Source organism: Bradyrhizobium sp. 26S5 (genome assembly GCF_036923295.1).
Lineage (GTDB): Bacteria > Pseudomonadota > Alphaproteobacteria > Rhizobiales > Xanthobacteraceae > Bradyrhizobium > Bradyrhizobium septentrionale.
The window spans coordinates 6,838,920-6,853,204 of the sequence record NZ_CP145948.1; the positions used below are offsets into that span (position 1 = coordinate 6,838,920).

Annotated in this window: 13 protein-coding genes; 3 read left to right on the top strand and 10 right to left on the bottom strand. The window is 64.1% G+C overall.

The annotated features are described in order from the left end of the window. Positions 1-25 precede the first annotated feature (25 nt). Both V5279_RS32285 and V5279_RS32290 read right to left on the bottom strand, forming a co-directional pair. Positions 26-664 carry an HD domain-containing protein gene (locus tag V5279_RS32285; protein ID WP_338691167.1) on the bottom strand — a complete coding sequence of 213 codons (639 nt, stop codon included), beginning with the start codon at positions 662-664 and terminating at the stop codon, positions 26-28. Positions 665-895: 231 nt separating this feature from the next. After that, positions 896-1,264: a hypothetical protein gene (locus tag V5279_RS32290; protein ID WP_338691168.1), complete on the bottom strand. Its 369-nt coding sequence runs from the start codon at positions 1,262-1,264 to the stop codon at positions 896-898. A 29-nt stretch (positions 1,265-1,293) separates the two neighbouring features. Here V5279_RS32290 and V5279_RS32295 point away from each other — a divergent pair, with 29 nt between their 5' ends. Then, positions 1,294-1,599 (top strand): hypothetical protein, encoded by a 306-nt coding sequence (locus V5279_RS32295; RefSeq protein ID WP_338691169.1) that lies wholly within the window; start codon positions 1,294-1,296, stop codon positions 1,597-1,599. 80 nt (positions 1,600-1,679) lie between these two features. After that, entirely contained in the window at positions 1,680-2,657 is a 978-nt protein-coding gene (locus V5279_RS32300; RefSeq protein WP_338691170.1) for an alpha/beta hydrolase, read from the top strand. Between the two features lie 43 nt (positions 2,658-2,700). Here V5279_RS32300 and V5279_RS32305 read toward each other — a convergent pair whose 3' ends face one another. The 3 genes from V5279_RS32305 to V5279_RS32315 all read right to left on the bottom strand — a co-directional run bounded on the left by V5279_RS32305 (position 2,701) and on the right by V5279_RS32315 (position 6,253). Then, positions 2,701-3,126 carry a GFA family protein gene (locus V5279_RS32305; RefSeq protein WP_338701503.1) on the bottom strand — a complete coding sequence of 142 codons (426 nt, stop codon included), beginning with the start codon at positions 3,124-3,126 and terminating at the stop codon, positions 2,701-2,703. Positions 3,127-3,264: 138 nt separating this feature from the next. Then, positions 3,265-4,260 (bottom strand): LysR substrate-binding domain-containing protein, encoded by a 996-nt coding sequence (locus tag V5279_RS32310; protein ID WP_338691171.1) that lies wholly within the window; start codon positions 4,258-4,260, stop codon positions 3,265-3,267. 430 nt (positions 4,261-4,690) lie between these two features. Further along, positions 4,691-6,253 carry a 2-isopropylmalate synthase gene (locus tag V5279_RS32315; RefSeq protein ID WP_166305154.1) on the bottom strand — a complete coding sequence of 521 codons (1,563 nt, stop codon included), beginning with the start codon at positions 6,251-6,253 and terminating at the stop codon, positions 4,691-4,693. A 1,027-nt stretch (positions 6,254-7,280) separates the two neighbouring features. Here V5279_RS32315 and V5279_RS32320 point away from each other — a divergent pair. Continuing rightward, positions 7,281-9,500, top strand: a complete 2,220-nt coding sequence (locus V5279_RS32320; protein WP_338691172.1) for a hypothetical protein — start codon at positions 7,281-7,283, stop codon at positions 9,498-9,500. A 301-nt stretch (positions 9,501-9,801) separates the two neighbouring features. Here the strand turns inward: V5279_RS32320 and V5279_RS32325 are convergent, their stop codons facing one another. The 5 genes from V5279_RS32325 to V5279_RS32345 all read right to left on the bottom strand — a co-directional run bounded on the left by V5279_RS32325 (position 9,802) and on the right by V5279_RS32345 (position 14,275). Then, positions 9,802-10,746: a polyphosphate kinase 2 family protein gene (locus tag V5279_RS32325; RefSeq protein ID WP_338691173.1), complete on the bottom strand. Its 945-nt coding sequence runs from the start codon at positions 10,744-10,746 to the stop codon at positions 9,802-9,804. Beyond that, positions 10,712-11,722 (bottom strand): branched-chain amino acid ABC transporter permease, encoded by a 1,011-nt coding sequence (locus V5279_RS32330; protein ID WP_338691174.1) that lies wholly within the window; start codon positions 11,720-11,722, stop codon positions 10,712-10,714. Before V5279_RS32330 ends, V5279_RS32325 begins: the two co-directional genes overlap by 35 nt. Then, positions 11,719-12,600, bottom strand: a complete 882-nt coding sequence (locus V5279_RS32335; RefSeq protein ID WP_338691175.1) for a branched-chain amino acid ABC transporter permease — start codon at positions 12,598-12,600, stop codon at positions 11,719-11,721. Before V5279_RS32335 ends, V5279_RS32330 begins: the two co-directional genes overlap by 4 nt. A gap of 191 nt (positions 12,601-12,791) precedes the next feature. Further along, positions 12,792-13,496: an ABC transporter ATP-binding protein gene (locus tag V5279_RS32340; RefSeq protein ID WP_029078783.1), complete on the bottom strand. Its 705-nt coding sequence runs from the start codon at positions 13,494-13,496 to the stop codon at positions 12,792-12,794. A 5-nt stretch (positions 13,497-13,501) separates the two neighbouring features. After that, a complete protein-coding gene (locus V5279_RS32345; RefSeq protein WP_338691176.1) occupies positions 13,502-14,275 on the bottom strand; it encodes an ABC transporter ATP-binding protein in 774 nt (257 codons plus the stop codon). Positions 14,276-14,285 lie beyond the last annotated feature (10 nt).

The following is a 14,285-nucleotide window of genomic DNA, read 5'->3' on the forward strand; positions in this document are numbered from 1 at the left end:
ACGCCTCACCGGACTGAATGACGACCTAGCTCGGCCACGGCGTATTGCGAATCCGCGTGCAGGCGTTCGGCCTGTGGATCGTCGGATCGTGCTCGCAGACAAAATCGAAGTTAACCGTGCCGAACGTAGTATGCGGCTTCTTCAACGCCGAGCAGGTCTGGACCGCGATGAACTCGTTCTTGAAATCACCGCGGGGAAACGCCGCGATGACGCCGTCGCGCTGCTCTGCCGTGTAGTCGTCGTATCCGACGCCGACGGCGTCGACCAGAACGCCGGCATTGGTGAGCGCGATTTCCGGCCGCATGTATTGCGGGATGCCGGGCGTGGTGTGCAAGGCAATCGCCTCCCACACCAGATCCGCCTTCGGCTCGGGAATGCCATGGCTTCGGAGAAATTCGCGCGCCGCATCGGCGCCGTCGACCTCGAACCGCTTGGTCTCGGTATGGAAAGCGTCGGCAAGACCCAAATCATGGAACAGCGCCGCGACATAGAGCAGCTCGGGATCGAACTTCAGGTTCTGCCTGATGCCCTTGAGCGCGCCGAACATGAACACGCGGACCGAGTGATTGAACAACATCTCGGTCTCGTGCTGCCGCACCAGCTCGGCGGCTTCGCGTGCGATCCTGCTATCCGGGATTCGAACGCCGGAAATGATCTCGGCCATCGTTGCGCTCCTGTCTGCTGCGATGAATCGTCGATCACTACCTAGCGCGCGAATGGTGGACCGGAAGCCCCGTGCCGCATGAAGATTCGACACTGGGATATTGAGCCGGATGCAGCATCCCGCGCAGGCCGCGAGCCCCGTGGCGCGACCCCTTGTCTCCGCGCGTCCACCGCGATGGCCAGCAAGAGACCACCCGAAGGCGGTCTCGCACTCAAGGAAGAAGGCGCTCCGTCAAATATCGACCTGGATGGAAAGGCTGGAGCGTACCCAATCCGATTGTCCGGCCTTCAGCCGCTTGGCTTGAAATTCTGCGAAAGCTGGATCGGCACCAAGTGAGGCCAAGGTGCGCCCATAAGCCTCTATACTGTCGAAGCGAGCGACAAAGGCGTAGTTCCCGACCTCGCCACCGATCACCGACCAATAGCTCACGTCGGCCCCGTGTTTCCTCCAGAGTACGGCCCCGTCCTTTGCAAGCTGCAAGACCGTCGCAAGATCGCCACCGGGTTTTGGATGTGAAACGAACTGCATAACAACTGCAGGCATTTTCCCCTCCATTGATAAATTATTGCGCCAAATAACTAGGTGGTCATTCAACGCCATGGAGAATTCCAAACAGGGCCGTCTCAGGCTTGATCTGGATCAATCCTTTTCCAGCAAACAGCCAACGGGCGATGAATGAAGCGGCCGTCATCACCGTCAACGCGCGGACCATCAATTTGGCGGCTCGCGCTGGATGCGATCTGGAGCACACCCGCGAAACCGGACGGAAATCGCCTGATAGCCCGGAGGTCGATCTGCCGCCCGGCAAGGTCAAGGTCACGCTCAAGGTCGCGAGCGGCGTGGCCGAGAGCCGCGAGTTCGAGGTCGCGGCCGACGAGACCTGGGGCCTGCTGGCCGGTCCGGCCGGCGTCCCCCTCCCCATGCGGCTTTACTGACACGAAATTGCGCTAAGCTGTCGGCACGCGTTGTCCTTGGTGGACCGAAAATGGTCCTCGCCCTTGATCAGGAACAGCCCATGCCGCCTGCCGTCACACCGGACTTGCAGACCATCGAGACCAACGGCATCCGCCTTCGCGTGGCGTTGGCCGGCGCGGGCCCGCTTGTGGTCCTGATCCATGGCTTTCCGGAGAGCTGGTATTCGTGGCGGCACCAGATCCCGGCGCTCGCAGCCGCCGGCTATCGCGTTGCCGCGCCTGATGTCCGCGGCTATGGCGGCAGCGACAAGCCTCATCCGATCGAGGCCTACGCGCTCAAGACAATCGCAGCCGACATCGACGGCCTGATCGCGGCACTCGGCGCGGAACGCGCCGTCGTGGTCGGCCACGACTGGGGCGCGCCGATTGCCTACGGCACGGCCTCGTTTCATCCCGAGCGCGTGCGCGCCGTGGCAGGACTGAGCGCACCGGCCCTCGGCCGGGGACCGATGCCGAGCGTCCAGCTGTTTCGCAACATCTACAAGGACCGCTTCTTCTACCAGCTCTATTTTCAGGAGCCCGGCGTGGCCGAGGCCGAACTGGAGGCCGACGTCCCGACCAGCCTGCGCAAGCTCTATTATTGGAGCTCGGGCGAAGGGCAAAGAGCCGGCGCGAAGATCGACAATCCGGCAGCGCGCGGCCTGCTCGATCGCCTGGTCGATCCCGATCCGCTTCCGACCTGGCTGAGCGCGGCCGATCTCGACTATTTCGCCAGCCAGTTTCAGAGCAGCGGCTTCCGCGGCCCGCTCAATCGCTACCGCAACTCCGAGCGCGACTTCGAGGACATGGCCGTTTTCGACGGCAAGCAGATCACGCAGCCGACCGCCTTCATGGCCGGGAGCCTCGAGCCGATCCTGCGCATGGTCCCCGGCGTCGACATGGTCGACTTGATGCGTCAGCACTGCGCCGACCTTCGCCTGGTCCGGATGGAGGACGCCGGCCACTGGCTGCAACAGGAGCGGCCGGCCGAGGTCAACGCAGCGCTGCTCGAGTTTCTGCGCGGCCTTCCGGCGGAGTGACGGGTGGCGGCATTGCCGCGCGGTCGTCGGCCGACGGCGACGGTCAGTCAGCCGGGATGAAGCGCAGCGTGCCGGCCCGACGCGTCGGCCTGCCGGTGTCGTTGGTATGATTGACGCCGTCCATGACGGGCACTTCAGGGAAATCGAACGGGCTGACCCCGTCCAGGCAAGCCACGTTCACGGCATACAGGCTCTGGTCAGATCGTCGCTGATGATGGGTGTAGATTCCACAGCGAGAACAGAAGAAGTGCTGCGCCGATCCGGTATGGAAGCGGTAGCTTGTCAGCGCGTCTTCACCCTGCAGGAGCTTGATCCCGCCCATCTCCGCCATGACAACGACGGCGCCTCGCATCCGGCAGTAGGAGCAAGTGCAGCGGCGGATCGAATTGAGGCCGTCGCTGAGCGTTGCCTCGAAACGCACCGCGCCGCAATGGCACCGGCCAGCCCGAATGTTCGTGTCGCTCACCATGTTGCCTGTGCTGATTGAGATTGACTTCAACGCAAAGCGTATCCCTGGAATGTGAGCCGGACAATTCAGAAATATTCGCGCAACACGCGAGAAAAACTTGCGCGAAGGCAGGCAGGCTTCAACGGTGTTGGGCGTGAACTACGCGTTTAATGCCAGCCCGCCAACCCGCCGGCTCTGGTCTGTCTCGACGGCGCGCAGATGATCCAGCATCAGGCGGCTGGTGGCCGACAGATGCGCTGAGTCGCGGATCACGATCTTCAATTCGCGGCGGCCCCAGGCGTCACGCAGCGGAATCGCGCGAAGCCCCATACCGGCGCCGACCACCTCGAAGGCGCGATCGGGGATCAGGCCAAGCCCCATATTGGCCTGCACCATGCGGCAGACCGCATCGAAGCCGGGCACGTTGATCCGCAGCCGCATCGTCTTGCCCGCCTGCGTCGCCGCATATTGCGAGCGCAGATAGATCGAGCTCGCGGTGTGCAGGCCGATATGGTCGAAATCGAGCGTCTCGGTAAACAGCAGACTCTGACGGCCGGCCAGCGGATGGTCCGGCCGCATCACGACCACCAGATTGTCGTAGCGGTAGTGGAAGGCTTCGAGCGCGCGGCTGTCGGCCTCGGCCGAGCAGATGCCGAGCTCGGCCGCGCCCTCCTCGATGCCGCGCACCACCTGCCCGCTCGGCCGCTCCTGCAGGTCGACGCGGAGCAATTCATGCGCGCCGAAGAAGGCCGAGAGATCCTCGGGCAGATACTGCACGATCGCCGAAAGGTTGGCGAGCATGCGGACATGGCCGCGCACGCCGTGCGAATATTCCGACAGCTCGACCGCGATCTTCTCGACATTGAGCAGCGTGACCCGGGCGTGATGCAGCAGCGCCTCGCCGGCGGGCGTCAGCGCCATGCCCTTGGCGAGCCGCTTGAACAGCGTGACGCCGAACGCCAGCTCGAAATCGTTCATCCGCTTCGACACCGCCGACGCCGCGATCCCCTCGCGCTGCGCGGCGCGGGTGAGATTCTGCTCGTCGCAGACCGCGACGAACAGGCGAAGCGTGGTGAGATCGACCCGGCGGGTGAGCGCGGTCTCTGCGGGCGTGGAGCTGCGTTGCGTGTCTGATACGAGCGAGGCGAGCGGCATGGGCGGCGTCCTGGCGGGAGAGGACGCAAGGTTAGCCCCGGGGGTGGCGCGGAAGATTCCAAAGCGGTGCGGGATGGCGCGAATTGTTGGTAAATGATTCCAAGAAAGTGCCTAGAAGCCAGATTTCATCCCAAGCCGTCCAATTGGAACCGCCCTTGCGAAGGTGAACAGCTCGCAAGCAAACCTCTCACCGTCACCCCCGCGCAACGGCTTAGCCCTTGTCGCTGGAGGAGCGCGCACTTGCGCGCGTCTCGAAGGGCGACGGCCCGGCCCTCTCCACAAGGCGATCGTCACGCGCCGAAGCAGCGGGGCCGTGCATCCTTCGAGACGCGCGTTCCGCGCTCCTTGGGATGACGGGTTGAATGTGTGCTCAAACGAAAAACGCGGCGCCGGGGCGCCGCGTTTCCGGATGCGTTGATTGGGCGAACCGTCAGCCCGCGACCTTGGAGGCCGGCACGTCGCGCTGGCGCTTCATCACGATCTTGTTCAGCGCGCCGAGATAGGCCTTTGCGGAGGCGACCAGCGTGTCCGGGTCAGCGGCGCGCGCGGTCATCGAGCGGCCCTCATGGGCGAGGCGCACCGAGACCTCGGCCTGCGCGTCGGTGCCTTCGGTCACCGCGTGCACCTGGTACAGTTCGAGCTTGGCCTCGTGCGGCACCAGGCGCTTGATGCAGTTGAAGACGGCGTCGACCGGGCCGTTGCCCTCGGCTTCCTCGATCTTGATCTGGCCGTCGACGTCGAGCTTCATGGTCGCGCGCTGCGGACCATGGGTACCGGCGATCACGGTCAGCGAGGTCAGCTTGATGCGGTCGTGGGCGGCCGCCATCTCCTGGTCGACCAGCGCCTCGATGTCCTCGTCGTAGATGTCCTTCTTGCGGTCGGCCAAGGCCTTCATCCGCGTAAAGGCATCTTCCAGCTGGTTGGCGCCGAGCTTGTAGCCCATCTCCTCCAGCTTGTGGATGAAGGCGTGGCGGCCGGAATGCTTGCCGAGCACCAGCGAGGACTGCTTCAGGCCGACCATCTCGGGCCGCATGATCTCGTAGGTCGAGGCGTCCTTCAGCACGCCGTCCTGATGGATGCCGCTCTCATGGGCGAACGCGTTGCGGCCGACGATCGCCTTGTTGTACTGCACCGGGAACGAGGTGGCGGCCGACACCACCTTCGAGGCGCGGGTCAGCTGCGTGGTGTCGATCTTGTTCCAGTACGGAAACTTGTCGTTCCGCACATTGATCGCCATCACGATCTCTTCCAGCGCGGCGTTGCCGGCGCGCTCGCCGATGCCGTTGACGGTGCACTCGACCTGCCGGGCGCCGCCGACGATGCCGGCCAGCGAGTTGGCGACCGCCATGCCGAGGTCGTTGTGGCAATGGACCGAGAAGATCGCCTTGTCGGAGTTCGGCACGCGCTCGATCAGCGTCCGCATGAAGTGGGTGTATTCCTCCGGCACCGTGTAGCCGACGGTGTCGGGGATGTTCACCGTGGTGGCACCCGCCTTGATCACGGCTTCTACGATCCGGCACAGATAGTCCATCTCGCTGCGGGTGCCGTCCTCGGCCGACCATTCGACGTCGTCGATCTGGTTGCGGGCGCGGGCGACCATCGCGACCGAGGTCTCGATGACCTCCTCGGGGGTCTTGTTCAACTTGACCCGCATGTGCAGCGGCGAGGTCGCGATCACGGTATGGACGCGGCCGCGGCGGGCGAATTTTACCGCTTCGGCGCAGCGGTCGATGTCGGCCGGATGGGCGCGGGACAGGCCGGCGATGACCGCGTTCTTGGAGCGGCGGGCGATCTCGCTGACCGCCTGGAAGTCGCCTTCCGAGGTGATCGGGAAGCCGGCCTCGATGACGTCGACGCCCATGTCGTCCAGCAACTCGGCGACCTCGAGCTTCTCCTCGAAGGTCATGGTGGCGCCGGGGCACTGCTCGCCGTCGCGCAGGGTGGTGTCGAAAATGATGACGCGGTCCTTGTCGGACTTGTTCGCGGTGGTCATGTCAGAAATTCCTTTGAGCTTTTGCGCCCGTCATGTTGCTGCTTGAGCGATTGCCTGGGCGAATATCAGGGTCCGGTGATCTCGTACAAACCCCTGAGTGCCCAGGCGCAAACGCCCAGCCGGCCCTCAGGGGCAGGTAAGAAGCAGGCCGCCAATAAGCAGGGTGGGCCGCGCGGCCGGGATCGTGGCGGTAGCCTGGGCCACCTCCCCCGAAATCCCATCGATTTGGCCGCGAAGCAGCATTGCCAGACCCTGTTGAGCGCCAAAATCCTCGGGCAAAACCGTTGACGGTTGGTTGCCGGGAGCGCTTACGCGCCGTCGTTCTAGACGATTATGGCAAGCCGCCGCAATGGGTAAAGATGGTCAGTGGGATTGACCTAAAGGCGGGCGGCGGGTTGGCCAGACGCCGAGGCACATGAGGGACGCACCGGCGGGAGGGTTCCCTCCTCCTTGCGGGGGAGGGTTAGGGAGAGGGGTGGCCACACGACGTGCTCTCTCCATCTTCTGCCTGGATCATCACGATGCGATCGAGATTGTGAGAACGGGTTCGTTACTGGATCGTCTCGCCCGGGGCGCACCCCTCTCCCCACCGTCCCCCGCAAGGGGGGAGGGAGCTTGAGAGATGTGCTCACCTCACGAGATCGACGCCCTGAATCGTAGGATGGGTAGAGCGCAGCGAAACCCATCGCCTTCCGACGTTGTCACGCGATCAGCGCATCGTCGGCGCTATTAGGCGCTGAGCGCGCTGCACGTATGAAGCCGGACATCCCGCGCAGCGCGCGCTCACATCCGTGCCGGGACAAGTGCGACGAAACCTGACATACACCATGACACCATAAGCGACATCATCAGGCGCCACCCACGGCACGTCCGCCTCCCGATCAATCAATCTTTGTTCAACTGGTTGCACCTAGTCTGCGGGCGGCGACCCGAGCGGACTCATTTCATGGCCGACGAGACGACCACCTGGTAGCCGCGGCGCTTTTGCCGACGATCCAGGCGAAGACTTTTTGGTTAAGGAGATATGATGCCCGCGACGAAATTGGCCGAAGGGCTCAACCAGCGACAGGTCGGCTTCAATCTCTTCCTCGTCGGATTCCTGATCCTGTTCCTCGAGCTGGCCTGCATCCGCTGGTTCTCGGCCAAGGTCGTCTTCCTGCAGTTCTTCACCAACATCGTGCTGCTCGCGGCCTTCCTCGGGATGTCCTGCGGCTGCCTCGCCGCGCGGCGCAGCACCAACTGGCTTGCGCTGTTTCCAGGACTCGCCTTCGTCACCTTCGCCGCCGTGGTCGCGATCATGGTGCTGTATTCCTACTGGGGCGGGCTCGCGGTCGACGTCGGCAATCAGGCTTCGCCGCAGGAGGTGTTTTTCGGCACCGAGTATCGCAACCCCGATCTCGCCCAATTCGTCGTGCCGATCGAGGCGATCGCCGGACTGTTCTTCGTGCTGATCGCGCTGATGTTCGTCGGCCCCGGCCAGGCGCTTGGCCGCGCCTTCGACGCCTATCCCAACCGGGTCGCCGGTTATTCGCTGAACATCGGCGGCAGCCTCGCGGGCATCGTCGGGTTCTCGCTGCTGTCGTTCGCGCAGGCGCCGCCGGTGGTCTGGTTCGGCATCAGCTGTGCCGGCATCGTCTATCTGCTCTACCAGGACAAGGCGCTGTCGATCCTGCGTCTGGTGACGCTGATCGTCGTGGTGGGTTTCATCGGGTTCTACACCGATCGTTCCGAGACCCATGAAAACCGCTGGTCGCCCTACTACGCCGTCGACCTCAACAAATCGAGCGGCGAGATCACCGTCAACAATATCGGCCATCAGGAAATGATGCCGTTCAGCGATCGTGGCTCGTCCTATTCGCTGATCCATCTGCTGCAGAAGCACAGCGGCGGCGCGCCGTTCAAGGACGTCATGATCATCGGCGCTGGCTCCGGCAACGATCTGGCGCACGCCTTGCGCTTCGGCGTCGACCGCATCGATGCGGTCGAGATCGATCCGGTGATCCAGAACATCGGCATCAACAACCACCCCGACAAGCCCTATCAGGATCCGCGGGTGGTGCCGCATCTCGATGACGGCCGGCATTTCCTGCGCACCACCGAACGCAAATACGATCTGGTGGTCTACGCGCTGGTCGACTCGCTGATCCTGCACAGCGGCTACGCCAACATCCGCCTCGAAAGCTATCTGTTCACCGAACAGGCGTTCCAGGACGTCCGCCGCGTGCTGAAGCCGGACGGCATCTTCGTGATGTACAATTACTACCGCCAGGGCTGGATCGTGCAACGCGTCGCAGCGATGGCGAAACAGGTGTTCGGTTGCGATCCGCTGGTGCTGCCCCTGTCCTACAAGGAAACGCTGACATCGTCGGAGGCGGTCGGCTTCACCACCATCATCGCGGGCTGCAATCCGCGCATCTCCACCTCGTTCCGCGACCGTGGCCAGTTCTGGCTGAACAGCCTGCCGCCGGAGAACCTGTCGGTCGACGGCTTCGACAAGCCGCAGGACAAGGTACAGGTCAAGGCGCAAGACAAGACAGCCGCCAAGCACGGCGACTGGGTGCCGCTGGCGCCGGCGAAACTGGTGGTCGACAATGCAGGCGCCGCGCAACCGACCAGCGACGACTGGCCGTTCCTGTATGTCAGCGGCAGGCTGATCCCCGACCTGACCGTTCGCTCGATGATCCTGCTCGGCGTGCTCGGGCTTGGCCTCGTCTATCTGTTCAAGCCGAAGGGCGTATGGCGGCCCAACAACCGGATGTTCTTCCTCGGCGCAGCCTTCATGCTGCTGGAAACCAAGGCCGTGGTGCAGATGGCGCTGCTGTTCGGCAGCACCTGGCTGGTCAACTCCGCGGTGTTCTTCACCGCGCTCGTGCTGATCCTCGCCGCCAATCTCTATGTGATCAAGGTGCCGTCGACCCGGCTGGTGCTGCATTATGCCGGACTGCTGGTGCTGCTGGCGGTCGCGGTGCTGGTGCCGCTCGACACCTTCCTGAGCGGCGGCCTCGTCTGGCGCTACGTGATCCCCTGCGCGCTGGCGCTCGGCCCGATGTTCTTCGCCGGCGTGATCTTCGCCCGCACCTTCCGCGACGAGGCCAATCCCGACCAGGCGTTCGGATCCAACATCGCGGGATCAGTGATCGGCGGCCTCGCCGAGTCCTGCTCGACGCTACTCGGATTCCGCTATCTCCTCATCGTGGCGATCGGGTTCTATCTCTTGTCCGCGTGGATGCCGTCGCGCAAGGGGTAGTGACGGCTGTTGTGCTCTGTTGACGCGACAAGCGAGTAAGAGAGCCACCGGCGGTAGGGTTCCCTCCCCCCTTGCGGGGGAGAGTTAGGGAGAGGGGTGCCACACGGCGTGCTCTCTCGATTCGTCTTTCGACCGCCCGCGATCGAATTGCGAAGACAGCGCTCACGTCGACGATCCCGCCCGGGGCCACCCCTCTCCCCACCCTCCCCCGCAAGGGGGGAGGGTGTCTGACTAGCGTGCTCACCTCACTTGCTAGGTGCTCACCTCAGGTGATGGCGGCACAAATGGCAAAGGACGCGCACTACTTCTTCACAGCCACCTTCTTCTCCGCCGCGCCGCCCTTGCCTTCCGCTTCCAGCGCCGCGCGGACGCGCTTGAATTCGCTTAAGTCGGCCTTGTCGACCTCGGGGAATTTCAGCTCGAGCCGGTCGAGCGCATTGATGATGGTCGAGCCGATCACGACGCGGGCGAACCATTTGTGGTCGGCGGGCACGATGTGCCAGGGCGCTTCCTTGGTCGCGGTGTGGTGGATCATGTCCTGATAGGCGGCCTGATACTTGGCCCACAGCGCGCGCTCGGAAATGTCGGCCATCGAGAACTTCCAGTTCTTGGCCGGCTCCTCGAGCCGGGCGAGGAAGCGCTGGCGCTGCTCTTCCTTGGAGACGTTAAGGAAGAACTTCAGGATCATGGTGCCGTTGCGCGACAGATAGCGCTCGATCGCGGAGATATCCTCAAAACGCTCGCGCCAGATGTTCTTGGTGACGAGGCGCTTCGGAATCTTCTGCTTGGCGAGCACGTCGGCGTGCACCCGCACCACGAGACATTCCTCGTAGTAGGAGCGGTTGAAGATGCCGATGCGGCCGCGCTCCGGCAGCGCGATCATGGCGCGCCACATGAAGTCGTGGTCGAGCTCCCTGGTCGACGGCTGCTTGAAGGAGGAGACCTCGCAGCCCTGCGGGTTGACGCCCTCGAACACGCTCTTGATCGCCGAATCCTTGCCGGCGGCGTCCATGCCCTGGAAGATCAGCAGCAACGACCAGCGGTCCTGGGCGTAGAGCTTCTCCTGGTAGTCGTTCAGCCGCTTGCGGTTGGCCTCGATGATCTTGCCGCCGGCATCCTTGTCGATGCCGCCCTTCTCGGCGGTCGGGTACGATTTGAGGTGAAACTCGCTCGAACCGTCGAAGCGGAACGGTGCGACGTAGGGTTTCAGTTCATCGGCGAGCGATGGGGGCGGTTTGTTGCTCATGACCTCTCGACGGCTTGCGTGGCGATTTGACCAGGTCGATCACGCTACCAAGAATCCCCTTGGGCAGGAAGATGATGAAAAGCACCAGCAGCACGCCATAGACCAGATTGTCCCAGCCGACCGCCTTGGTGCCGAAGCCAATGCGCAGCACCTCGGCCAGCACGATGGTGATGACGGCGCCGACCGTGGGCCCCAGCGCGACATAGACGCCGCCCACGATCGCCGCGAATACCATTTGCAGGGAGACCGCAATGCCGCTCACCGTGTCGGGCGAGATGAACATCTGGTACTGGCAGTAGAGCGCACCGGCGAGCGCGGTCATCAGCGCGCTGATCAGGGTGATCTTCAGCTTCTCCGCGGTGACGTTGACGCCGGCCGCGGCGGCGGCGTCTTCATCCTCCGAGATCGCCTCCATGGCGTGGCGGATCATGCTGCGGTCGATCGCGCGCCAGATCACGAGCCCTAAGACCCAGACCGCAAGCGCGATCAGGTACCAGGTGATCTTGTCGTCGAACTGCAGCGCAAATAGTCCCTTGCCGCTTTGGGCGCGCTGGGGCGTATAGCCGAGCGAGCCGCCGGTATAGTCGCGGGTCGCGGTGATGACCTGGAGCACGATGCCCGACAGCGCCAGGGTCACCAGCACGAAATAATGCCCGGTGATGCGGAAGCGGAAGCAGGGATAGGCCACGATCAGCGCGAGCACGCCCGCGGTTGCCATGCTCAGGGGAATGCCGATCCAGGGCGAGACGCCGAGGTGGTTCCAAAGCAGCGCGGTGACATAGGCGCCGATGCCCATGAAACCGCCATGGCCGAGCGAGACCAGGCCGAAGCGGCCCATGATCGACCATGAGGTGTAGGCGAACGACCAGATCAGGATCAGCACCAGCACATGCAGATGATAGGGATCGCGATGCACGAAGGGCAACGCGACCAGCGCAATCAGCGCGATGACCCAGAAGGCGAGCTTGCTGTTCACGAGCGCCTCGCCAAAAGGCCCGCGGGCCGGATGAACATCATGACGATGAAGAAGGCGAAGGCCAGCACGTAGCCCCATTCGAGATCGGAGAACAGGCCGCCGAGCGAGATGATCTCGGCGAACACGAAGGCGGCGATGAAGCCGCCGATGAAATTGCCGAGCCCGCCGAGCACGCAGATCAGGAAGGTGATCGGCCCGAACGACAGGCCGACGAACGGATGCACGTCATATTGCAGCACCAGGAGGCAGGCGGCGAGACCGGCAAGCCCGCCGCCGATCGCCGAGGTGACGAGATAGATGCGCTTGGGATCGACGCCCATCAGCGGCATGATCTGGCGGTCCTGCGCGATGGCGCGGATCGCGGTGCCGGTGAAGGTGCGGGTCAGGAACAGATAGACGCCGATCATGCCGACCAGCGCTGCGCCGAACGACAACAGTCGCGCGTAACTGAAATTCATCTCGCCGAGCGCAAGCACCGGCAGGCGGATGCCGAGATTGCGGAAATCGATACCGAAGGCGACGGTGGCAAAGCTCTGCAGGATGAACAGCACGCCGCCGGTGGCGAGCAGCTGGTTGATCGGCGGCGCCGTCAGCAAGGGCGCGATGACCAGGAAATGCAACGCGGCGCCCAACAACGCCACCAGCAGGATGACGAGCGGTGCGGCGGCCCAGTACGGCAAATGATAATACTGCACGAGATAGTACATGCCGTACATGCCGATCATCACGAGCTCGGCGTAGCAGATCCAGGTGACGTCGATGACACCGAAGATCAGGTTGAGCCCAAGCGCCAGCAGCGCCAGCACGCCGCCGAGCAGGATGCCGTTGATCACGGCCTCCAGCAGGTAGATGTCTAAGATGTTGAGGAAGGATTGCATCGTCGCTGCCTTTCTTACCTCTCCCCGTCGGGGAGAGGTCGGCGCGCAGCGCCGGGTGAGGGCTGCAGGTCCCACGGGAGAGCGTCACCCCTCACCCGGATCGCATCTGGCGATGCGATCCGACCTCTCCCACAGGGGGAGAGGTGAACCGTCCGAGCGGCCGCATCTCGATAACGTTCGGTCATCATCCCCTACACCCCCAAATACGCCTGCTTGATGGTGTCGCTTGCAGCGAGCTCCGCCGCTGTGCCGGCGGCGCGGATGCTGCCGGCTTCCAGCAGATAGGCGCGGTCGACCACGCGCAGCACCTGCTGCACGTTCTGCTCGACGATCAACACCGTCAGCCCGCTGGCGCGGATGCGCTTGACCAGCTCAAACACCTGCTGCACCACGACCGGCGCGAGCCCGGCCGACGGCTCGTCGAGCAGCAGCAGCTTCGGATTCGACATCAGCGCGCGGCCGATCGCGCACATCTGCTGCTCGCCGCCCGACATCGTTCCGGCCATCTGGTGCTGCCGCTCCTTCATGCGCGGAAACAGCTCGAACACGAAGTCGAGCCGCTCGGCGTAATGCGCGCGGGCGCCCGGCATGTAGGCGCCCATCTTCAGATTGTCTGATACCGTGAGCCGCGGAAACAGCCGGCGATTTTCCGGCACATGCGCGATCCCGAGGCTGACGATGCGATGCGGCGGCGTCGCGACGACGTCGGTGCCTTCCATCGCGATGGTGCCTTTGATCGGACGGATCAATCCGGAGATCACGCGCATCAGGGTGGTCTTGCCGGCGCCGTTCGGGCCGATCACCCCGACCGCCTCGCCCGCCCGGACGTCGAGGCTGACGTCGAACAGCGCCTGGAAGCTGCCATAACCTGCATCGATCGATTTCAGTTCCAGCATGCCGCTCACGCCCCGATCCGGCGGCGCGCCTGCTCGGCGACGGCGGCAGCCAGGCTCGCGTCGGCATCGGTGCCGAGATAGACCTCGATCACGCGTGGATTGCCGGCGACATCGGCCGGCAGCCCTTCGGCGATCTTCTCGCCGTGATCGAGCACCATCACGCGATCGACCACGCGCATCAACACGCCCATGATGTGCTCGACCCAGATGATGGTGATGCCGAGCTCGTCGCGGATCCGGCGCAGCATGTCGGCGGCCGCGTCCATCTCGGTCTCGTCGAGGCCGCCGAGGCTTTCATCCGCGAGCAGGAGTTTCGGGCCGGTGGCGAGCGCTTTTGCCAGTTCGAGCTTCTTCAATCCGGCAGCCCCCAGGCCCTCGACGCTGCTGTGACGATCGGTCGGCAGCCCAACCATCGCCAGCGCGCGCTCGGCCGCCTCCTCGGCCTTGGTGCGGCTGTGACGGCCCTGGCCGTAGAAGCCGGCGAGCACGACGTTCTCGAAAATGCTGAGGCGATGGAACGGCCGCGGGATCTGGAAGGTGCGGCCGATGCCGCCGACGATAATGCGGTGCGGGGCAAGGCCTGCGATCTCGCGGCCGTCGAACAGGATCGAGCCCTCGGTCGGCGGCAAGGTGCCCGACAGCATGTTGAAGATCGTGCTCTTGCCCGAGCCGTTCGGGCCGATCAGGCCGAGGATCTCGCCCTGCGCGACGCGGAACGAGACGTTGTTGACGGCGCAAAAGCCGCCAAACCGCTTGACCAGGCCTTCGACGGCGAGCACGGCGATCCCT